The 22,287-nt window shown below is 26.4% G+C and carries 20 protein-coding genes and 1 rRNA gene; 8 read left to right on the top strand and 13 right to left on the bottom strand.

Features of this window, described 5'->3' with window-relative positions; genetic code table 4:
* Window positions 1–47: 47 nt before the first annotated feature.
* From U744_RS0101045 to U744_RS0101035, 3 genes are read right to left on the bottom strand one after another with little or no spacing between them, the layout of a single operon-like run.
* Window positions 48–884 carry an FAD synthase gene (locus U744_RS0101045; RefSeq protein ID WP_025755265.1) on the bottom strand — a complete coding sequence of 279 codons (837 nt, stop codon included), beginning with the start codon at window positions 882–884 and terminating at the stop codon, window positions 48–50.
* A 1-nt stretch (window position 885) separates the two neighbouring features.
* Entirely contained in the window at window positions 886–1,698 is an 813-nt protein-coding gene (locus tag U744_RS0101040) for a YcsE-related riboflavin metabolism phosphatase (RefSeq protein WP_025755264.1), read from the bottom strand.
* Window positions 1,673–2,533 carry a hypothetical protein gene (locus U744_RS0101035; protein WP_025755263.1) on the bottom strand — a complete coding sequence of 287 codons (861 nt, stop codon included), beginning with the start codon at window positions 2,531–2,533 and terminating at the stop codon, window positions 1,673–1,675. The genes U744_RS0101040 and U744_RS0101035 overlap by 26 nt, the downstream gene beginning before the upstream one ends.
* 125 nt (window positions 2,534–2,658) lie before the next feature.
* On the opposite strand from U744_RS0101035, the gene gmk reads away from it, so the two are divergent.
* Genes gmk through U744_RS0101010 form a run of 5 tightly spaced genes read left to right on the top strand, consistent with a single transcriptional unit; the run spans window position 2,659 to window position 6,491 of the window.
* Window positions 2,659–3,267 carry a guanylate kinase gene (gene gmk / locus U744_RS0101030; protein WP_036431654.1) on the top strand — a complete coding sequence of 203 codons (609 nt, stop codon included), beginning with the start codon at window positions 2,659–2,661 and terminating at the stop codon, window positions 3,265–3,267.
* Window positions 3,251–4,009 carry a PP2C family protein-serine/threonine phosphatase gene (locus U744_RS0101025; protein WP_051449487.1) on the top strand — a complete coding sequence of 253 codons (759 nt, stop codon included), beginning with the start codon at window positions 3,251–3,253 and terminating at the stop codon, window positions 4,007–4,009. Before gmk ends, U744_RS0101025 begins: the two co-directional genes overlap by 17 nt.
* The gene (locus U744_RS0101020) at window positions 4,002–4,985 is read left to right on the top strand and encodes a serine/threonine-protein kinase (protein ID WP_025755260.1); all 984 of its coding nucleotides are present in this window, start codon (window positions 4,002–4,004) and stop codon (window positions 4,983–4,985) included. Before U744_RS0101025 ends, U744_RS0101020 begins: the two co-directional genes overlap by 8 nt.
* 4 nt (window positions 4,986–4,989) lie before the next feature.
* Window positions 4,990–5,826 (top strand): ribosome small subunit-dependent GTPase A, encoded by an 837-nt coding sequence (rsgA, locus tag U744_RS0101015; RefSeq protein WP_025755259.1) that lies wholly within the window; start codon window positions 4,990–4,992, stop codon window positions 5,824–5,826.
* Window positions 5,827–5,828: 2 nt separating this feature from the next.
* Window positions 5,829–6,491 (top strand): ribulose-phosphate 3-epimerase, encoded by a 663-nt coding sequence (locus tag U744_RS0101010; RefSeq protein WP_025755258.1) that lies wholly within the window; start codon window positions 5,829–5,831, stop codon window positions 6,489–6,491.
* 33 nt (window positions 6,492–6,524) lie between these two features.
* On the opposite strand, the gene U744_RS0101005 is transcribed toward U744_RS0101010, so the two are convergent.
* A complete protein-coding gene (locus U744_RS0101005) occupies window positions 6,525–8,642 on the bottom strand; it encodes an ATP-dependent Clp protease ATP-binding subunit (protein WP_025755257.1) in 2,118 nt (705 codons plus the stop codon).
* Window positions 8,643–8,860: 218 nt separating this feature from the next.
* On the opposite strand from U744_RS0101005, the gene U744_RS0100995 reads away from it, so the two are divergent.
* The 3 genes from U744_RS0100995 to U744_RS0100985 all read left to right on the top strand — a co-directional run bounded on the left by U744_RS0100995 (window position 8,861) and on the right by U744_RS0100985 (window position 10,671).
* Window positions 8,861–9,148: a hypothetical protein gene (locus U744_RS0100995; protein ID WP_025755255.1), complete on the top strand. Its 288-nt coding sequence runs from the start codon at window positions 8,861–8,863 to the stop codon at window positions 9,146–9,148.
* Between the two features lie 48 nt (window positions 9,149–9,196).
* The gene (gene msrA, locus U744_RS04895; protein ID WP_408634308.1) at window positions 9,197–10,144 is read left to right on the top strand and encodes a peptide-methionine (S)-S-oxide reductase MsrA; all 948 of its coding nucleotides are present in this window, start codon (window positions 9,197–9,199) and stop codon (window positions 10,142–10,144) included.
* Window positions 10,145–10,254: 110 nt separating this feature from the next.
* Complete coding sequence (locus U744_RS0100985; RefSeq protein ID WP_025755253.1) at window positions 10,255–10,671, top strand: hypothetical protein; 417 nt, start codon at window positions 10,255–10,257, stop codon at window positions 10,669–10,671.
* Window positions 10,672–10,689: 18 nt separating this feature from the next.
* Here U744_RS0100985 and U744_RS0100980 read toward each other — a convergent pair whose 3' ends face one another.
* The 9 genes from U744_RS0100980 to U744_RS0100940 form a co-directional block, all read right to left on the bottom strand.
* Window positions 10,690–11,700: a sugar ABC transporter substrate-binding protein gene (locus U744_RS0100980; RefSeq protein ID WP_025755252.1), complete on the bottom strand. Its 1,011-nt coding sequence runs from the start codon at window positions 11,698–11,700 to the stop codon at window positions 10,690–10,692.
* Window positions 11,701–11,702: 2 nt separating this feature from the next.
* Window positions 11,703–13,436 carry an ABC transporter permease subunit gene (locus U744_RS04485; RefSeq protein WP_025755251.1) on the bottom strand — a complete coding sequence of 578 codons (1,734 nt, stop codon included), beginning with the start codon at window positions 13,434–13,436 and terminating at the stop codon, window positions 11,703–11,705.
* Window positions 13,429–14,937, bottom strand: coding sequence for a sugar ABC transporter ATP-binding protein (locus tag U744_RS0100970; RefSeq protein WP_025755250.1), 1,509 nt, complete (start codon window positions 14,935–14,937; stop codon window positions 13,429–13,431). Before U744_RS0100970 ends, U744_RS04485 begins: the two co-directional genes overlap by 8 nt.
* The gene (gene rbsD, locus U744_RS0100965; RefSeq protein ID WP_025755249.1) at window positions 14,937–15,338 is read right to left on the bottom strand and encodes a D-ribose pyranase; all 402 of its coding nucleotides are present in this window, start codon (window positions 15,336–15,338) and stop codon (window positions 14,937–14,939) included. Before rbsD ends, U744_RS0100970 begins: the two co-directional genes overlap by 1 nt.
* Window positions 15,325–16,248: a ribokinase gene (locus U744_RS0100960; protein WP_025755248.1), complete on the bottom strand. Its 924-nt coding sequence runs from the start codon at window positions 16,246–16,248 to the stop codon at window positions 15,325–15,327. Before U744_RS0100960 ends, rbsD begins: the two co-directional genes overlap by 14 nt.
* Before the next feature lie 97 nt (window positions 16,249–16,345).
* Window positions 16,346–17,152 (bottom strand): MurR/RpiR family transcriptional regulator, encoded by an 807-nt coding sequence (locus tag U744_RS0100955; protein ID WP_025755247.1) that lies wholly within the window; start codon window positions 17,150–17,152, stop codon window positions 16,346–16,348.
* 325 nt (window positions 17,153–17,477) lie between these two features.
* A complete protein-coding gene (locus U744_RS04855; RefSeq protein ID WP_025755246.1) occupies window positions 17,478–18,614 on the bottom strand; it encodes a beta-N-acetylglucosaminidase domain-containing protein in 1,137 nt (378 codons plus the stop codon).
* Complete coding sequence (locus U744_RS04850) at window positions 18,560–19,651, bottom strand: beta-N-acetylglucosaminidase domain-containing protein (RefSeq protein WP_025755245.1); 1,092 nt, start codon at window positions 19,649–19,651, stop codon at window positions 18,560–18,562. The genes U744_RS04855 and U744_RS04850 overlap by 55 nt, the downstream gene beginning before the upstream one ends.
* Before the next feature lie 251 nt (window positions 19,652–19,902).
* Window positions 19,903–22,287, bottom strand: a 23S ribosomal RNA gene (locus U744_RS0100940); the annotation flags it as partial.

The following is a 22,287-nucleotide window of genomic DNA, read 5'->3' as shown; positions in this document are numbered from 1 at the left end:
ACATTAATACCAAGCTTAAAATTTATGTTTTTTTAATTGTTGTTTAATTATAGCAAGTTTTTATTATTTAAAAAATAACTTTTTGCTACCTTCAAATCCTCTTCAGTAATAACATCATTAATTGATTGTGTAATAAGTCTAATTTTAGTTAACACCTCAATTAAAATTCTTTGTTTAAGTTTTAAATTTATTTGTGAATCAATTAATTTGAAAGTTATTTTTTTATTAAAAGCAACCTTTAAAACTGCATAATAAACTATTATTTCAGTTCTTAAAAAAATAACATAAACACCTGGATGTAAAATTGTTAAATTTTCAATAACCTTAATTTCATCATCAAAATCTAAAATTCCAGAAAAACAATAATTATAAGGAAGCAATAAATTTAAAAACTCAACTTCTCCAAATTCAAGTTGATCTTTTAAATCTTTAGTTGAAATTTTAACATTTTTAAATTTGTACAATTCTACCAATTTAACTTTTGCATTAGGTAAAATATTAGCAATATCTTTTGCCTGATATTTAGCATTTTTTCCAAATCTAAAATCCTTTCCTACAACAATAAAAACTTTTTTATTTTTTGTTAATTCAAGCAAGAAATCAATTCCATTCATCAATGAAATTTCATTAAAATTTAATTCTACTGTACAATCAAAATTCAAATCAGCAAAAATTGTATATTTAGAGAAATTATCAGTAAAAATTTTAGTGTTAAATTTTGGCATTAATTTTTCATTATTAAAAGTTACAATTATTTTCCTTCCAGGCTGATTTTGAATTTGTTTATATAATTGAAAATGACCCAAATGAAATGCTTCAAAAGATCCTAAAATAAAATTATCTCCATCCTCAGGGTTAAAATTTTTTAAATTATAAATTTTCATGTTAAATTAAATTTAACTCTTTTAATTTTAAATAAACCCCTTGATGCTCACAATCAAGTGCAATATCTTGTGCTACATTTTTTAATTCTTGATTTGCTTGTTCCATTGCCACTCCATAACCAGCTTGTTCAATCATTTCAAAATCATTAGATCCATCTCCAAAAGCAATTAAATTTTCCATTTTCAAATTTAATTTTTTACATAAAACTTTTAAAGTTGATGCTTTGTTAATTTCTTTTGGCGACAAAAATAGCCCTTTAGTTCAAATTGAATTAACTTCCATTTCAAAATTTTTTTTATTAATATATTCTTGAATTTGTTTAATTAATTCTTGGGGTTGTTCTTTGTTAATTGTAATTAAATATAAATTATCAATACTTAAAAGTTCTTCATCAAAACTATAATAATTTTGTACATTTGGCTTAACAAATCAAGTATTTAAATTAAGATTTGGAGAGTAAAATACCTTATCAAAATCTGAAATAGCAAACCCTTTAATTTGATCTTGAAAATGATGATAAACATCAATAACCTGTTCTTTAATTAAAGTTTTTTTATATATAAATTTTTTTAATTTCACATCTCAAATAAATGAACCGTTTGCTCCTATAAAATAATCTGGTTGTAATTGTTCTAAAAAATCTCCAATAGTTGCAAAATCTCTAGCTGTTGCAAGAACTGTTTTAATATTTTTATTTTTAAGTATTTCAAACATTTCTTTTGTTTCTTTTTCGAAAATTAATTTTGTGTTTGGTAAAAGTGTACCATCAACATCAAATGCAGCTATTTTAATTTGTTCTTGTATTTTTTTCATTATATAACCTTTCAACAAATACCTTTTTTGGGTAATATTTATTATCTTTAACTTCTCCAACAGAAACAATTTTGTTTTCTCAAATAGCAAGGTAAGTACCATCATATTTTTGACAGTCAAAAAATGCTCCATTTTTTAGTTTTTTAATATGTTCTAGTTTCAAACTTATTTCTGGTAAATCAATTAAATGATTATAAGAAATTTCTTCATACTTATCTAATTCTAAATTTTCTAATTTAACTAAACCAATTCTAGTTCTAATTAAAGAAGTCATAACACAAGAAGTTTTTAAAATTTTTGCAATATCTCTAAGCACTGAACGAACATATCCCCCTGAACTAATTTTTAGTTCTATTTTCATTTTATAGTTTTCTCAATCAAAATCTAATAAATGAATATAATAGATTAAAATTCTTTGAGGTTTTAATTCAAATTCTTGATTTTGAGAAAATAAATGATAAGCTTTTTTTCCATTAATTTTTTTTGCACTAATTTTAGGAGGTATTTGTTCTCTTTGATTTGAGACAATTGAAATTGCTCTATGTAATTCTTTTTTGTTAAAAAAAACTTTAGGTTCTTTTTTTATGTTAGATGAAGAAATATCAAGAGAATCACTTGAATAAAAAAAATCACACTCAGCTACATAAGTTTTTGTATTATCATCAAAATATTCAAACAACTTTGTGTCTTCTTCAGTTGCTAAGATCATCAATCCTTGAGCTAGAGGATCTAAAATTCCATTATGACCAATTTTTTTAGTTTTTAATTTTTTTCCAATTTCTCTAACTTTTTTGCTAGCAAATACATTTGTGGGTTTGTTATATCTTAAAAACATTTTATTTCCATTACATTATTTAATTAATGTCTAAATTCTACTAAATCTTTAAAAGTTACAAAACATTAAGGGTCTCTAAAATCACAAAACAAAAAATAACAAAAGTGTTATAATAAATACTAATTATGATAGAAAAGGGAAAAAAACCAATAATTATATTCACTGGTCCAAGCGGAGTTGGAAAAGGCACTGTTGAAAGACTATTATTTGATTTTGATGAGTTAAACTTGTCTTTGTCTTGTTCTGCAACTACAAGATCGCCAAGAGAAGGTGAATTAAATGGAATTCACTATCATTTTATTACAGTAGATGAGTTTAGACACAAAATAAAGTCTCGAAAATTTATTGAATTTTCTTATCATTTTAGTAACTATTATGGAACACTATATTCTGAATTAAATAAAATACATGCAAAAGGTAAAACACCCATGCTAGAAATTGAAACAAAAGGTGCCATTCAAATTATTGATAAGGTTAAAAAACAAAATTCTAATTATAACTTAATTACTATTTTTTTAGCTCCCCCTTCAATTAATGAGTTAAAAAATCGAATTACAAAACGTGGTACTGAAACTCGAGACATTATTAAAGCAAGATTAAGAAAAGCAGAAGAAGAACTTAAGGAATCAAATATTTTTAAATATAAAATCATTAATGATGTTCCTGAAAGAGCGGCAGAAGAAATTCGAACTATATTACATAAAGAACTAGGTATTAATGAAAATTGCAAGTAATTCAGTAAAAGGTAATTATCGTTCTAAAAATGATGATAGAGTTGGTATATTTCAAAACAACCATAAAGTTACATTAGCACTTTTATGTGATGGCATTGGTGGTTATGATGGAGGAGATATTGCTGCTAATGTAGTTATCTCAGAATTTGGACTTAAATTTCAAAAAGAATTTAACTTTATAGAATTTAATCAAATTGAAAATTGAATTGATCAAACAGTAAGTTATTGCAAAAACCAAATAAAAAAAATTGCACTGTCAAATAAAATTAAGCCAAATATGGGAACAACTCTATCAGGAATTATTATTTTAGAAAATCAAAAAAAAGCTCTTTTGTTTAATAGTGGAGATTCTAGAATTTATTTGGTATTGAAAAATAAACAATTAATTCAAGCAACTAAAGATCATAATGTTGAAAATAAACTAATTCAAGAAGGCACACCAATTGAAATTGCCAAAAAAAATCCCTTAGCATCATATTTAACTTCAGCAGTGGGATTAAATATTAAAACAATTATTGAATTTGAAGAAATAGAATCTGATATTTATCAAAAAATTAACAAATTTTTATTAACAAGTGATGGAATTCATGGTTTTTTGTATGCAGATGAAATTAATAGCATTGTTATAAAAAATATTGAACCTGAAAAAATTATTGAAAAATTAATTGAACAAGCAATTTTTGCTGAATCAACTGATAACATGAGTGCTATTGTAATTGATTTGGAGTCTGAAAATGAATAATAAATACATTTTAAATAGTTCAAATGTTCATAAAAATTATCAAATTATTTCATTAATTGGGTCAGGTGGCATGGGTTCAGTTTATCTAGTTAGAAGTATTCATAATCCAGCTAATATTTATGCTTTAAAATATTACAATGGGGCAATGAATTCAACCAATGCTATGCGTTTTCGTTCTGAAACTAATTTACTTAAAAAAGTAAAATCAAAATATTTACCAACTTTTTATGAGTTTTATGAAGATAAAATGGAAATGTTTTATGTAATGGAATACATTGAAGGAGAAACACTAAGCAACTTAATTGATAAAAAAGGAAGGCTTGAATCACGTAGAGCAATTAATTATATGCTTCAAATTAATGAAGGTATTGGTGAATTGCATACACTAAATGTTATTCATCGTGATATTAAGTCTCAAAATATTATTTTAAGAAACAATCAAGAAATTAAAATTGTCGATCTTGGAATTTCAATTGCTCCTGAATCACAAAGATTAACTAAAACAAATGCTATTGTTTGTTCTCCTTATTATGCTGCACCTGAAATTAATCACAAAATTTCAAAACAAACTGATATTTATGCTCTTGGAATTTTATTTTATAAAATGCTAACTGGAAATTACCCATTTAAAGGAAAAGATGAATATGAAACCATAAAAATGCACAAAGAAAGAGATTTTCCAAATATTCGAGACTCAATTGATGTTCCATGATCTATTTATAACATTCTTGCAAAAGCAACTCATAAAGATTATCAAAAAAGATATCAAACAGTCTGAGATTTTAATAAAGATTTACGTGAATGTTTAAAACCTGAGCATAAATTAGATTTACCAATTAACATTAAAACATTGCAAAAAATGAAACCAAAAAGTAATTTTTTTGCTTCAAACAAAATTTGAATTACTTTTGTTTTCATTTTAATTGTAATTTTAATTTTTTTAGTTGTTTTTATTTTATATTTGAAGGTATATTAAAATAATGCAGGCAAAAATTTTTAGTATTATTGGTGGAATTTATACTGTTGTTAATAAAAATGGTGAAGAATTTAAAATTACTGGGGCAGGAAAATTACGATATCTAAATCAAACCCCTGTTGTTGGTGATAATGTTATTGTCAAAAAAAATCAGATAGTTAAAATTTTGGAAAGAAAAAACTTTTTTATTCGTCCAAAAGTTGCAAATATTGATCAAATAATTTTACTTATGAGTTTTAAACAACCAGAATTTAATTCTTTTTTACTTGATAAATATTTATCAATAGTTGAAAACAAAAAAATTACTCCTATTTTATTTTTTACTAAATTTGATTTAGATCAATGTAATTTAATTTACAAAGAATACAATCAAATGGGGTATCAAACTTATTTAATTGACAATCAAAATTCTAACTACATTAAAATTGTAAAACCTATTTTTAAAAACAAATATTCAGTGTTTATGGGTCAAACAGGAGTTGGTAAAACTACCACTATTAATAAATTAACCAATAATAACTATCAAACTCAAGAAATTTCAAAAGCATTGGGTAGAGGAAAACACACAACTAGAGCAATTCATATTACAAAATTTAATGAAGGATACTTAATTGATACTCCAGGATTTTCATCTCTTAATTTAGATATGAATAAATATCAACTAGCTCGCAGTTTTGCTAGTTTTGACAAATTAGCACAAACATGTAAATTTCGTTCTTGTTTGCACATAAATGAAGATACTAAAATGTGTGCTGTAAAACAAAATATAAACACTAAAACTATTCCTAAGTTTCGATATGAAAATTATGTAAAATTGCAATCTCAATTAAATAAAGGATAATTATGAAAAAATACATAACACCAAGTTTACTTAATGTATCCTCTGAACAAAGACCTCAATTAGTTAATGATTTAATTAAAAAAGGAATTAGCTGATTTCATTATGATATTATGGATGGTGAATTTGTATCAAATTTAGCAATTGAACCATCAGAAATTAAAAACATTGATCAAAACTGTAAAAAACATTTTAAAGATGCTCATCTAATGGTTAAAGATCCTTACTTATATACAACCATTATAAGTGATTATGTTGATATTGTAACTTTTCACTATGAGGCAATTGAAAATGATTTAGAAAAATTTTTTAATTTTTTAATTGATAGTCAAGATAATTTAAAAATTGGGTTGGCAATTCGGCCTGAAACTTCAGTTAAATCAATTGAACATTTTCTTCAATATTTATCACTTGTATTAGTTATGTCTGTTAATCCAGGTCATGGAGGGCAAAAATTTATACCAACTGCAATTGAAAAATTAACTTATTTAAAAAATCTTCGAACAAAAAATGGTTATCAATATTTAATTCAAGTTGATGGAGGAATTAATAACATTACAGGACCACAAGCTTTCAAAGCTGGAGCAGATGCCTGTGTGGTAGGAACTTACTTAGTTTTTGAACCAACTCAAGAAAAAATCAACTCAATTTTAGGTAAAAAAAAATAAAAAGATTTGCTAATACAAATCTTTTTATTTTTTTTAATTTGTTATAAGTTTAAATTTATTATCAATAACATCAATTGTTATTGTATGAATTTTAGAGTGCTTCATAATAGCTAGTGCAACTAAACTTTCAATTTGTTTTTGAATATATCTTTTAATTGGACGAGCTCCAAAATTTAAATCATAACTTTCATCTAAAATTTTATTAATAACTTGATCTGAAAAATTTAAAACTAAATTACTTGAATTTTTTACTCGCTTTATTAATTTATTTAATTCATTTTGAATAATAATTTCTACTGCTTTTAAACTTAAACTATTAAAAGTTATAATTTCATCAATACGATTAATAAATTCAGGTTTAAAATGTTTAAGTAAAATTGTTTTTATTTGATTTTCAGAAAGCTTAGTTTGATTTTCTAAAATTATTTGTGCCCCTAAATTTGAAGTCATAATCACAATTAAATTTCTGCAATTAATATGCTTTCCTTTTGAATCAGTAATTGTTCCATTATCAAGCAGTTGTAAAAAAATATTCACTACATCTGAATGAGCTTTTTCAATTTCATCAAGCAATAAAATTGAATATGGATTTTTTCTAATTTGTTCACTTACTGTATTGCTATCATTAAAACCAATATAACCTGGAGGAGCTCCAATAATTTTGGAAACAGAATGTTTTTCCATATATTCAGACATATCAAGTCGAATCATTTGTTTTTCATCATCAAATAAATTAAGTGCTAATTTACGTGCTAACTCAGTTTTCCCAACTCCAGTTGGTCCTAAAAACATAAAACTAGCAAGTGGTTTATTTGGATCATTAATATTTGCTTTTGAACGCAGTATGGCTTGATAAACAAGTTCTATTGCTTGTTCTTGCCCAATTACTTGAGTTTGAAGTTTTTTGTTTAGTAAAACTAATTTATCTTTATCATTTTGTAATAATTTATGAACTGGAATTTTAGATCATTTTGAAACAATTTTTGCAATTTCTTCTTTTGTTACAGTATTTTTGATCAATGAATCTTCAGAATTAACTTCTTGTTCTAATTTAATAATTTCTTTTTGATAATTTGGAATATCATTGTATTTTATTTTTGAAGCTAGTTCATAATTACTTTCATTTTGAGCTTTATTAAATTGAAATTGTAAATTAGAAATTTTTTCTTGTAAAATGGCAATTTTTTCAAATCTATCTTTTTCAAAAATTCATTGTTTTTCTAATTTTTCAATTTCTGTGCTTAATTCAATTATTTTTTCATTTAAAATTTCAACTTTTTCATTATTTTCCTGATTTTGCTTTAAAGCAGCTAATTCGGTAGATAAACTCATTTTTAATTGTTTTGCTTGTTCTAATTTTTCTGGTTGATAATTCATTTCTACTTTAATTGTTGAAGCTGCTTCATCAATTAAATCAATTGCTTTATCAGGTAAAAAACGATCTGAAATATAACGATTAGAAAGTTCAGTAGCAGCAATTAAAGCTTGATCTGAAATCTTTACTTTATGAAAAGTTTCTAAACTTTCTTTAATACCTCTTAAAATAGTTAAAGTGTCCTGAGTTGAGGGTTCTAAAACATCAATTTTTTGCATTCTTCGTTCAAGGGCTGCATCAGATTCAATATATTTTCGATATTCATCATAAGTAGTTGCCCCAATTAAATGCACTTGACCTCTTGCCATTGCTGGTTTAATAATATTTGCAGCATCCATTCCTGAATTTGAACCAGTTTTACCTGTTCCGATAAGCATATGAATTTCATCAATAAATAAAATAATTTCTTTTTTTGAAACTTCAATTTCTTTAATAACTGATTTTAATCTTTTTTCAAATTCTCCTTGATATGAAGCCCCTGCAATTAATAATGCTAAGTCAAGTTCAATAACTTGTGCATCAATTAAATTATCAGGAACTTGTTTTTGAACAATTTTTAAAGCAAGACCTTCAACAATTGCAGTTTTTCCAACTCCAGGCTCACCTACTAGCACTGGATTATTTTTAGTTTTGCGACTTAGAATTCTAACCATTCTTCTAATTTCTTCATCACGACCTATAATTGGATCTATTTTGTTATTTTTAGCAAAATTTGTTAAATTTCTTCCATATTTTTCTAAAGCACTTTGATTTTGTGTTGTATTTTTATTTTCCATATTTACTTCCTTTTTTAAATTATATCAAAATTTAGCAGTCTATTTATCTATTTGCTAAAATATTTTATTTTTTTCTTCAAGCTTCGAAAAATTAAATTACAAAAAATTATTAAAATAGTAAAAAAGTATATTTTTTATGCATTTTTTAGTTTTTTTATATTTTTTAATAAAAAGTTTTATAATTTTTTTGTAATCAAACAAAAAATAGGAGACCCAATATGAATAAAAAAAATTGTTTAATGAAACTCTTTTTTTGAAAGAAAAAAGATTGTAAATTAAAAGAATCAAATACAAATACTAAGGATTATGAAATGAATACTAAAAATTGTTCAACAAATTGTTCTAATGAAAAAAAATCTTGTGAAATGGATGATCGTTTAGCAAATTGTTGTGATGAAAAAAAATCTTGTGAAATGGATATGAAAAATTGTTTAACAAATTGTTGTGATGAAAAAGAATCTTGTGAAATGAATATGAAAAATTGTTCAACAAGTTGTTGTGATTAAAATAGAAAACTCAATAAATAAAATAAAAAATATTTTTGTAGATTTAATTTAAAGGATAAACAAAAAATAAAAAATAATAAACTAAGCAAACTTGCTATTGAAGTTTTATACAACAATGAAACTGAGCCTCCATTTTTAAATGAATATTGAAATCATTTTGAATTTGGTCTTTATGTGGATCCTACAAATGATGAAGTTTTATTTTCTTCATTTGATAAATTTAGTTCATCATGTGGTTGACCTAGTTTTTACAAACCACATAATGAAAATTCAATTACATACAAAAAAGATTATAAACACAATATGGTTCGTACAGAAGTTAGAACTTCGGCTTCAGATTTACACTTAGGACATGTATTTAAAGATCTTGATTCTGAAGCTATTAAAAATGGTTATCTACGTTTTTGCATTAATTCTGCTGCATTAAAATTTGTTAGTTCAAAACAAATTACATCTTCAAAAAATCAAAAATGAGTCAATGCTTGAAATAATGCATACAAAGAACATTTTCAACAAATTGGAAAATTAACTTTAGCTGGTGGTTGTTTTTGAGGAGTTCAACACTTATTAAGGAATATTTTTGGAGTATATAAAACTGTTGTTGGTTATGCCAATTATGTAACTAACTTTCCTCCAAGTTATAAACAAGTGTGCCAAACAAATACTGGAGCAGTTGAAGCGGTACAAGTTATTTATAATAAAAAATTACTTCCAACTGAAAAAATGCTTGATATATTTTTTAGTCACATTGATCCAACACTTTTAAATAAACAAGGTAATGATGTTGGTAACCAATATCGAAGTGGAATTTATTATGAAAATGCCAAAGATTTATCAGAGCTTAAAAACTATTTTAAAGTTCTTGAGAATCAGTATGGACCAAATAAAAAAATATACACTGAACTTTTACCATTAAAAAATTTTGCACTTGCTGAAGAAGAACATCAAGATTACTTAATTAAAAATCCAAATGGATATTGTCACATTAAATTTTAAATAAAAATCAGCAATTTATTTATGCTGATTTTTTTGTTTTTTATTCAATTATACTAATTTTAGTTTTTATACTAATTTTAGTTTTTTAAATGATATATAATAAAAATGATATGAATATTTTAAAAAACAAAAATGATGAAATTTTAACTTTACTTAAAAACAAAACAGAAACGCAAATAAAAGAATTTACTAAAAAATTAGAAAATTTAATTCAAAAAATAATCAAACATAAATTTAATAAAGATGTAAAAATACAAATTGATTTTGATTTAAATCAAGGAAAAATAACTATAGTAAATTTAAATGGAATTGTTGTAAGTGATGATTTATTTGATAAATATATCAAAGAAAATATTGATTATAAAATTCTTTTTTTACCCTTTACAAATGATAGAAATTTTTATTTAAATACTTTAGTTGAGGGCAGTCAAATAGATATCAGTGTTACTCTTGATGAAATTTCTGAGTCATTTTTTTATGATATTCAAGTTGGAATTTTTAATTTTTTAACTGAAAATAATAATTAAAATAACTTTATAATTTTTTTATTTGCTTAAATAATTATTTACATTTGTTTTTGAAACAACCAATGTTGCTGCATCTTTAGTTTTTTCAACTTGTTTACCTTTTAAAATATCTAATATAGCTTCAACTGCTAATTCACCCATTAATTTAGGTTGTTGAATCACTGTTGCAGTTAATGTTCCATTTGCAACTAAATTAAGTGCATCCTTAGTTCCATCAAAACCAAGCACGTAATATTTACCATTTGTAACATCAAAAGGTTTAGTTGAAATTGCTTGATAATTTTGTTTTTTAATTGCTTCAATTGCACCAAGAGCCATTTCATCATTATCAGCAAAAATAATTTTAAATTCATTACCTCTTGATTGTAAAACAATATTGGTTTTTTCAAGAGCTTTTTCACGGTTAAAATCTGCAATTTCACTAGTTAAATAATCTTTTTCAAATCCTTGTTTAAATCCTTTGGCTCGGTCAAGAGCAGCTTGAGCTCCTGCAACACCCCCTAAATGAAAAACATTAAAATTAAATGCATTTGGATATTCACTTTTAAATCACTTGGCAATATCTTTAGCTCCTGCAATATTATTTGAAGCAATTGTTTGAGTAATTCCATTTTCTTGTGAAGTGATTATTGAACGATCAATTGCAATAACTGGAATTTGTTTTGTATATACATTTTTAATACCCCCTTCTCAAGCAGTTGATGAGTTTACTGCATTAATTAAAATTGCTTTTGAGTCAAGTGAAATAGCATTAGAAATATTTTGAGATTGTTTGCTATCATCATTTTCTGAATCTAAAACAATTAAATTATAGTTACTATCTTTTAATTTATTTTTGACTGCATTTTCAATTTCTATAAAAAATGGATTGCTTCGAGTTGATAAAATTAATGTAATATTTTCTTTGCTTGAACTTCTATTATTAATTGCAATTACTGCTCCAATAGCTGTAAAACAACCAATTGCACTAAAAAGAGCGATTCCACTTTTGCTAATTTTTTTTGTTTTATAATATATTTTAGAAAACATATTTAGTATCCTCTTATTCTAGTTAAAAAATTTAAGTAAAGATTTTTAAAATTAAATTGTTTGTCAAATAACACTGCTAACAAAATAATTACTCCTCTAAAAACAAGTTGCAAATTAGCATCAACTCTTAAAAAAACTAAAGCATTATTTAAAATACTAATAAGCAATCATCCAATAATAGTTTTACCAATACTTCCTTTCCCTCCATTAAGTGAAGTTCCTCCAAGTACAACCGCAGCAATAGCTGATAGTTCAAATCCATTAGCACTTTGTGGTTCAATTGATTTAACATTACCTATATATGAAAGTGATGCTAAAAAAATCATCATTCCCAAAATAACAAACACAGTGGTTGTAACTATTTTGGTTTGAATTCCTGAAACTTTTGCTGCAATTTTATTTGATCCAGTGGCATAAATATAACGACCTAATTTAGTAAATTTTAAAATAAACATTAAAAATACAGTTACAACAGTAAAAACTACTACAGTACTTGGAATATACAAAATTTTTCCATTGCCTAAAAAATTAATAAATGAATTATCAATTACAGTTACTGGTGAACCTTTTAAAATAATATTCAAAAGTCCTCTAAAAACAATAAGTCCAACTAAAGTTACAATAAAAGATTGTAATTTTCCATAAGAACTTAAAAATCCGATTACAAAACTAATTGTAAGTGCAATAATCAAACCAATTACAACTGAAACTGCTAAACTATAACTATAAACTTTATGCAAATAAAGTGTAATCCCTCCAATAAGAGCCATTGAACTGCCAACTGATAGATCAATACTTCCTGTAATAATAACAAAAGTCATTCCAATTGCTAAAAATCCTATTACAATATTTTGTTGTAAAATATTATTCAATCAATTTTCATAATAAAAAAACTTTGGATAAATTGATCCTACAATTAAAGCGAAAATAGCTATCATAAAAATTAGTTTATTTTTAATAATTCATTCATAAAATTTGCTATCTAATTTTTGATAAAATGATCAATTGTTTAATTTTTTTAATGAATTTAAAAAACGAATTTTGTTAAAAATTTTACTTTCTTTGCCTTGAAATTTTTTTTCAACTTTTTCGATTTTTTTTAAATATTCATTTTCAAGAATTTGTTTTTGTTTTTGTGAAATAATTTCATAATTTTCATTAATATTTGATAAAGATTTTTCATATTCTTGTAAAGCAATTGCTAGCTGATTTTCTTTTTTAAAAACAAGATTTTCAAGTTCTTTTTGATAAATATCAAATTTTTTCTTTTGATTTTGAATTAGAGTTTTATTTTTTTGAACAATTTTGTCTTCAAGAATTTTTTCATGCTTTGAAGCTAATTCTTTGTGTTTTGTTATTTTTTGCTTTATTTTAATAGAATAATTTTGTAACTTTAAATCTAAATTTTGTTTTAGTTTTTTATGTTTTAATTTGAGTTTAATAATCTTTTTTTCATGATTGTTTTTTAATTTTTTCAATTTTTGTTCTAATAATTCAGAATCTTGAATGTTTAAATGCAATCATGCTAAATTTTGATCAAACAATTCATTTAAATGATTAATTTGATGTACAATAGAATCTAAACGATCCTTTTGTTGAATTGATTTTTTATAAATTTTATCAAGCAAATTAATTTCAAATTGTTGATTTTCAAATTTAACTTGTTTTAAATAATTTTCATTAATTGCAACAACTTCATTTTTTAGCTGTTCAAAAATTTGAAATGTTTTATTCATGATTATTTCCTTTTATGTTTAATGCATAACTCATAATCTCATTTTGAGATAATTTTTGATAAGTATCAATTTGAATTTTTCCATTGTTCATTATAATTAGGCGATCTGATATGTTTATAATTTCTGGTAAATCAGATGAAATAACAACAATGGCCTTTCCTTGTTTTTTTAACTGATACATAATCTCATAAATTTCTTTTCGAGCTCCAACATCAACTCCTCTAGTTGGCTCATCAAAAATTATTACTTCTGGATTGGTTGCAAGCGCTTTTGCAATAGCGATTTTTTGTTGATTACCTCCTGAAAGATTATTAACCAAAGTTTTAGATGAAAATGTTTTAATTTTTAATAATGAAATAAAAAAATTACTTTGATTATTTTCTTTGTTTTGTTTTATCATTATTCCATTAAAATAACTAACTAGATCAATTGATGAAATTGAAATATTAAAGCTAACATCTTTATCTAAAAAAAGTCCTTCATTTTTTCTATCTTCAGATAAATAATAAATTTTATTTTTAATTGCCTTTTGTGGTGAGGAAAAATTTTTAGTTTTATTTTTTAAAAATATAAAACCTGAATTTTTTTTATATATTCCAATAATTGTTTTAAAAAGCTCACTTCTTTTAGAACCAACTAGACCATAAAAACCTAAAATTTCTCCTTTATTAATTTTAAAATTAATATTATGAAGAATTGAATTATTTAAATTTTCAATTTCAAGTAATTTTATAGGCTTAACATCTATTTTTTCAGGAAATTCTTCAGTTACTTTTCGTCCAACCATAAATTCTATAATTTGTTTTTTATTTACATTTTCAATTAATTGCTCAGTAATAAAATTTCCATCACGAAAAATAGTTACATAATCTCCAATTTCATTTATTTCTTCCATTCGATGTGTAATATAAATAATTGCAATATTTTCTTGCTTCAATTGATTGATAACTTCAAATAATTTTTTAGTTTCTTTTAAGCCAATTGCTGAAGTTGGTTCATCAAAAATTAAAACTTTTGATTGTTGAGATAATCCTTTTGCAATTTCAACAATTTGTTTTTGAGCTATTGTTAATTTACTTACCTTTGTTTTTGGATTAATATCACTATTTAATTGAGTTAAAAATTTTTGAGCTAAAATATTCATTTTTGAATAATCAATAGTTTTAAAAGCAGTTACAATCTCACTTCCAAGAAAAATGTTTTCAGCTACTGTTAAATCATCAACTAATTTTATTTCTTGATGAATTACACTAATTCCTATTTTTTTAAAATATTTAACTTCATTTTTGGTAATTTTTTGATTATTAAAATAAATAGTTCCTGAAGTAGGTTTTAAATTTCCAGAAATGATATTGATCATAGTAGATTTTCCTGCTCCATTTTCTCCCATTAAAATATTCACTTTTCCTGGATAAGCCTTAATTGAAGCTTTATGTAACACAGTTTGATTTTCAAATGTTTTAACAATATCAATTGCTTCTAAAATAGGTTTAGCAAACATTAAAAATTAACTCCACAAATAATAATTGCATTTGCATATGGTGTTGTTTCTCCTGTGCGAATAAATGCTTTTGCTTTAACTGTTTGCTTTTTAAAATCACTGTGTGAAATATACTTTATATTTGAAAATTTACTTGTTATTTGATGATAAACATCTTGATTGTAAGTTTTAATTTCTGAAGCTAAAACTATTGATTCAAAAGCTAGATTTTGAGTGATAACATTAAACACTTGCATAAAATTAGGAATTCCTAAAACCAAAGACAAATCTATAATTTTACTTTGATTTTCATTTGGAAATGGCAATCCTGCATCACAAATAACAATTTCATCAAAGTGTCCTAATTTAGCAATTAAACTCACAAGCTCAGGATTTAAAATCATATTTTTATTTTGAAACATTATTAATAACCTCAGTGTATGTTGGAATAGAACTTGAAGCGCCTTTTTTGGTGATAGTAATTGAAGCTGTTTTAATTCCAAATTCAATTGCTTGATGTAATGGTGTTCCAATTGAAATTTGTGATAGAAATCCTCCTATAAAACTATCTCCAGCTCCTGTTGTATCAATTACTTTTATTTCTTTAGGTGTTGGAACATTTACTAAATGTTTATTTTTATCAATAAAATACACTCCTTTAGGTCCAAAAGTTAGTAGTATTTTTAAATTTGGAAATTTTTGCTCAACTTCTTGCAAAATAATATTTATTTCATTTTCATTGGCGATTGGATCTTTATTGAAAATAGTTGCTAGTTCTGTTTCATTTGGAATTAAATAATCACAATTGCTTAAAATCTGATTTGATAAAATTTTTGCTGGAGCTGGATTTAAAATTACAATTTTATTCAAATGTTTTGCAATTTTAATTATTTTTTCTACAAAATCATTTGTTATTTCTAGCTGAACAAGCAAGTAATCAAATTTTTTGATTATATTTTTTCATTTTTGTTCATTTTCTTTTTGATATCAATTGTTTGCTCCTGGAAATAAAACAATAGTATTTTCACCATTTTCAGACACATAAATTGATGCAATTCCAGTGCTTGTTTTTTCAATTACAATGTTATCGGTGCTTAATCCTAATTTTGATATTTCATTTAAAGCATACCTTCCTTCCTCATCATTTCCTACTTTTCCAATAAAAGTAACATCACTATTCATTTTTGATAAAGTAATTGCTTGGTTAACCCCCTTTCCTCCTAAAAAAGTTTCTTTTGATTTTGAATAAATGGTTTCACCAACTTTTGGAAATTTTAAAATATTAAATACTTGATCAACATTAACTGATCCTACAACTAAAATTTTTTTCATGATAACCTCCTATAGTCGTATATAAAAAAATCATATACCAAGAAAATAGCATATGATTAAAATAGAAAATAAGTTCTGTAAAAAAGAAATTTTTCAGTTACTTTTTTACTTTTTTATTTCATTTTTCAACTCAAAAATCTTGACTTAAAACTTTACTTCTGTATTTTATGTACTCAAGAATTAAATTTGCAATAAAATGTTGTGAAATAGATGAAGTAAGCAAGTTTTGATTGTATATATCTTGTTTGGAATAATTAATAAGATATGGATGAAACTTATCATCATTTGTTAATGAAGTTACCAATAAATATTCAATTTTTTGTTGTTTTAAACAATGAGTTAGAAAAGTTACTTCTTTACTAGTTCCTGAGTATGAAAAAATAATAAAAAATTCTTTAGAAGAAAAGTAATTTAATTTTTGTAACAAAGTATGAAAATCTTTTTCAAAATAAGCATTTATACCAATTTTTTGTAGACCTGTAGTTAAATTATCACATGCAAAATAAGAAATGCTATTTCCATATAATCTAACTGATTTAGAATTTGAAATTTTTTGTATTATTATTTCAAAATCATTGTTATTTAAATTTTCAATGATTTTGTAAATTGAATAAGTGTATGATTGGCTTAGCATTTGAGCAAAATTTTTAATGTTTTTTTTCTCTAAATTTTCATCAATATAATGCATCACTAAAATTCTATGATGAACATAAAATTGCAAATCTCTAAGAGAGTTAAATCCAAGTTTTTTATACAATCTTGAAATAACGCCAACTGAAACATTTGAATTTTGAGCTATTTGATTAATTGAAATGTGAACAAATTCACTTGGATTTGAATTTAAATATTTAATAACATCTTTTTCATAATCAGTTAATTGATGAAATTCTTTCTCAAAAAGCATATAAATTCCTTTTAATTTGAGCATAAAAAAAATTAAAATTTATCTTAATAATAATAGCAGGTTTTGATAGCTTTTAGATGAATAAAAAACAATTTGAAAAAATACAATAAAATTTATTGTTACAATTAAAATAATTTAAGTTTAAATAAATTATTTAACAAAAAAATATTGCTAATCTAAGTAGATTTATCAAATAAAAAACATTATTTTTTAAATTATGTTAATTTAAAATAAATATTTTTTTTAATTGTTTTAAATATAAAAATAACTCAATATTTTGGTAAAAATATGAGTTAAATTATTGATATTTAAAATATAAATTTTGTTATTCTTGTTTGGAAATAATTTCATTTTCTTTTAACAAATCATTAATTTTTTTAATTAATTTCTCAACATGACTTCGAATAACTGTATAACCAGCCTCAGGATATAATTGTTTATTATCACTTATAATAATTGTTTTGTTTTCTTTTATCAAATCTAAAACCTGAACCCATAACTTACTTTTATTTTTAAGTTTAGTGTTTTTTGAAATAATTTTAAAATTATTTTCACCTAAATCTGCAATATAAGTGTCTAATGCTTGCAATAAATTAATTGCAACTTGAGAACGAATTAAAAGTGGATAGGTATATTTTAAAATTTCTTCTTTTAATTTTTTTTGCTTTGATTTTTCTTCAAAAGCATAAATACTATAAATAATTTTGGTGTAATGTTTTTGTAATATTTTTGATTGTTCTAACAATATTTTAATATCATTTTCAAGTGTTAAAGCTTTTGTTTTAGTGGAATCCAAATATTTTTGATACAACTTATCATATTTATCAATTTTTACTTTTAAATCTGTTGACTCAGATAGTTTAATTCCTCAAAAACGCTTTGAATTTCATGGAGTTGGACCTTTTTGATTTACCATATGTGAAGCAATTTCTCTTAGTTCATCATAAGCATCTGGCTCAAAGTATTTAAATCCATCTATTCAGCTTTGATTTGCATCAAATTTTTGAGTGTTTCAACTGTAATCTAAAATAGCAAAAATTGCATTTTTTGATGCATATGCTTCTTCCATTGGATTGGTAATAATACCTTTTAAATTAGTAATATTTTTTTCAAGCATTTCACCTTTACCTAAAAAAATTCTTCTATAGGTTTTACGATCAATATCATTTACTGGTCAATTTAACCAAAATAGTGGATCTCTTCTTCCTCCCTTTGCTTTTTTAGATTCAGAAGCAAATCTTTTTTTAAATCCTCATTCATCACTAATAGAAAATTTTGAAACAGGAGCTAAAGTTTCAGAACCAGTGATAACAATTTGAGTTTCCGGAGCAAAATTATCATCAAACATATCTCATTCAATTGCTTTTTCCTTTCCTCCATTAACTTCATAAAATTTGGGTACTACAATTAAAGGATTATTTTTAATATTTTTAAATTCTTTTCACTTTTCAATTCTTTTCACTTTTCAATTATTTTCACAATTTTAGTTACAGCTTCAAAGTCTAATTCACCAGTATCATCAGCTAAAAGAGCAAAGTATCTTACTCCAGCGTTGTAAACTTGATTTAATTTGTTTAATAAATCTTGAATACTTTGATTTTGATTTGAATAATTATTAAAATCAAATGTATTTATATCAATTGTTTTAATTATTTTTGCATCTTCATTTGAAATTTTATCTTTTCCTAAAAAAGGGTGAATTGCTCAGTAAAAATGATTTTTTGTTTTTTCACCAAGAATTGCTAATTCTTCAATTCCTTCAATATTATAATTTAAATTTTGTTCATCTTTTTTTGGATATAAACTTCTTCATTTTTCACGATGATATGGATCATCTTTAGGGGCGAAAATAAAAGCATTAGATTTAAAATTAGCTCCAAAATTAATTAATTCAGCTCGATTTTCATTCCCTCAAGGAATTCCATAAAATCCTTCAATTGTCCCTCGTATTGATAGATCTGCATAATCATTAATTTGTAAATGTCTTATATAACTATTTTGATCTTTTGCTTTTAAAATATCTTTTAAACTTACAAAAGCATAAAACACTGCATTGGTATCTTTCCCCATTACAACAATTTTATTGTTATCAATTATAATTTGATGAGCATCTGTTTTGGAATCATCAAATAAATCATAAAATTCTTTGTAATTATTTTTTAAATATTTTTCTGCTTCTGAATCATTTTTATAAATACCTACAACAAGTTGATATTGTGCTGATTTATCAACAATTGTATTTGTTTGTGCTAAAACTTCATTAAGTTTATCTTGAGTTGCTTGGTCTAACCCCTTACCAATTACTGTTTTAATTTTTGTAACTTTTACAAGTTCATTATTATACTTTACATTGTGTGGAAGTGGATAAATTTGATAATTAATTTTTTGAATTTCATTAGGTTTTTTTGTTATTTCTTGTTGATTATTTGTGCAAGCAGCTGAAATTAAACTTGTTGAAAAAATTGAACTAATTAATAAATATTTTTTTATTTTATTCATAAATACTCCTATTTTAATATTAAAAAATTATATTATTTGCTTAATATAAAAGTGAATAAATGAATTAAAATTAATAAAAAACTAAACATAAAAAATTTAAAAGAAATTTAAAAGAATAATTAATTCATGCAGCTTTATATATATATATATATATAAAAAAAAAAAAAAAAAAAGCACCATGTGGTGCTATGTGCTTTGAAAACTGAATAGTAAACTAATAATTTATTAAAATGTCTGTTGAATTCATCTTAACTTTTAAACCTATCAATTTATTAGTAATGGTCAGCTGAATGTATTACTACACTTACACTTCCATCCTATCAACCTCGTAGTCTACAAGGAATTTCAAGGGAATACTTATCTTTGAGGAGGCTTCCCACTTAGATGCTTTCAGCGGTTATCCTTTCCGTACTTAGCTACCCAGCTATGCTCCTGGCGGAACAACTGGAACACCAGTGGTACGTCCACTCCGGTCCTCTCGTACTAAGAGCAGCTCTCATCAATATTCCAACGCCCACATCAGATAGGGACCGAACTGTCTCACGACGTTCTGAACCCAGCTCGCGTACCGCTTTAATTGGCGAACAGCCAAACCCTTGGAACCGACTCCAGCTCCAGGATGCGATGAGCCGACATCGAGGTGCCAAACCTTGCCGTCGATGTGATCTCTTGGGCAAGATAAGCCTGTTATCCCCAGGGTAACTTTTATCCGTTGAGCGACTGCCGTTCCATGACGTACAGCCGGATCACTAAGTCCTGCTTTCGCACCTGCTCGACTTGTAGGTCTCGCAGTCAAGCACACTTCTACCTTTGCGCTCTACATATGGTTTCTGACCATATTGAGTGTACCTTTGAACGCCTCCGTTACCTTTTAGGAGGCGACCGCCCCAGTCAAACTACCCACCACGCACTGTCCCCCTACCGGATAACGGTAGCAGGTTAGAAACTCAACATACCAAGGGTGGTATTTCAAGGTTGACTCCATCAAGACTAGCGTCTTGACTTCAAAGTCTCCCACCTATCCTACACATGTTAGGCCAAGTTCCAATACGAAGTTGTAGTAAAGCTCCATGGGGTCTTTTCGTCTTGATGCGGGTACCCAGCGTTTTCACTGGGACCATAATTTCACCGAGTCTAGTGTTGAGACAGTTGAGAGATCATTGCGCCTTTCGTGCAGGTCAGTATTTAGCCGACAAGGAATTTCGCTACCTTAGGACCGTTATAGTTACGGCCGCCGTTCACCCGGGCTTCACTTCAACGCTTTGCATAAAGCTAACGCATTCGCTTAACCTTCGGGCACTGGGCAGGCTTCACCCCCTATACATCACCTTGCGGTTTAGCAGAGAGCTGTGTTTTTGATAAACAGTTGCCCCTCACAATTTACTGTGGCCTATTAAAAATAGGCACCCCTTCTTGCGAACTTACGGGGTTATTTTGCAGAGTTCCTTAACACTAGTTTTCTCGCTCGCCTTAGAATACTCATCTTGGGAACGTGTGTCCGTTCTCGGTACAGGTATCTATAACTTTAAACGTTTAGAAGCTTTTCTTGGAAGCATGAAATCACACAATTTGGCATAAGCCTATGCATCACTTCTCCCGGTTATGAAACACGCATTTAACTATGTTTCCCAGTTAAAGTTTACCCCTAAATCCAATAATAGGTAGTGTTATCCTTCTCCGTCACTCCATCACTAGTTATCGATAGTACAGGAATATTAACCTGTTGTCCATCGGATACGCTTTTCAGCCTCTCCTTAGGTCCTGACTAACCCTGGGTGGACGAACCTTGCCCAGGAAACCTTTCCCAATAGGCGTTGTAGATTCTCACTACAAATCGTTACTCATACCGGCATTCTCACTTCTAAACGCTCCACCAGTCCTCACGGTCTGACTTCATCGCAATTAGAACGCTCCTCTAACGTACTTTCGTACCCGTGGCTTCGGTATTGTGTTTACTCCCGTTACATTATTGGCGCAGGGTCTCTTGACTAGTGAGCTATTACGCACTCTTTAAAGGATGGCTGCTTCTAAGCCAACCTCCTAGTTGTTTATGAAACCCCACAACCTTTCTGACTTAACACAATTTTGGGACCTTAGCCGACGATCTGGGTTGTTGCCCTCGCGAGCCGGGACGTTAGCACCCCGGTTCCGACTGCATGACAATACACAATGGTATTCGGAGTTTGATTATAGTCAGTACCGCTAGGCGCGGCCATTCCATATTCAGTGCTCTACCACCAAAGTTTAACATCACACGCTAGCCCTAAAGCTATTTCGAGGAGAACCAGCTATCTCCAAGTTCGATTGGAATTTCTCCGCTATTCACAAGTCATCCGGGCACTTTTCAGCGTACTACGGTTCGACCCTCCACTTGGGGTTAACCAAGCTTCAGTCTGCTCATGAATAGATCACATGGTTTCGGGTATATGTCAACATACTAAATACGCCCTATTCAGACTCGATTTCTCTACGGCTCCGCTTTTCTCCACTTAACCTCGCATGTTAACATAACTCGCCGGTCCATACTGCAAGATGTACGCCATCACCCTTTAACGGGCTCTGACTACTTGTAAGTAAGTGGTTTCAGAATCTATTTCACTCCCCTCCCGGGGTTCTTTTCACCTTTCCCTCACGGT

This window comes from Mycoplasmopsis cricetuli ATCC 35279 (assembly GCF_000526955.1).
GTDB lineage: Bacteria > Bacillota_I > Bacilli_A > Mycoplasmatales > Metamycoplasmataceae > Mycoplasmopsis > Mycoplasmopsis cricetuli.
Note: the sequence above shows the minus strand (reverse complement) of the source record. Positions and strands in the feature narration are given on the sequence as shown.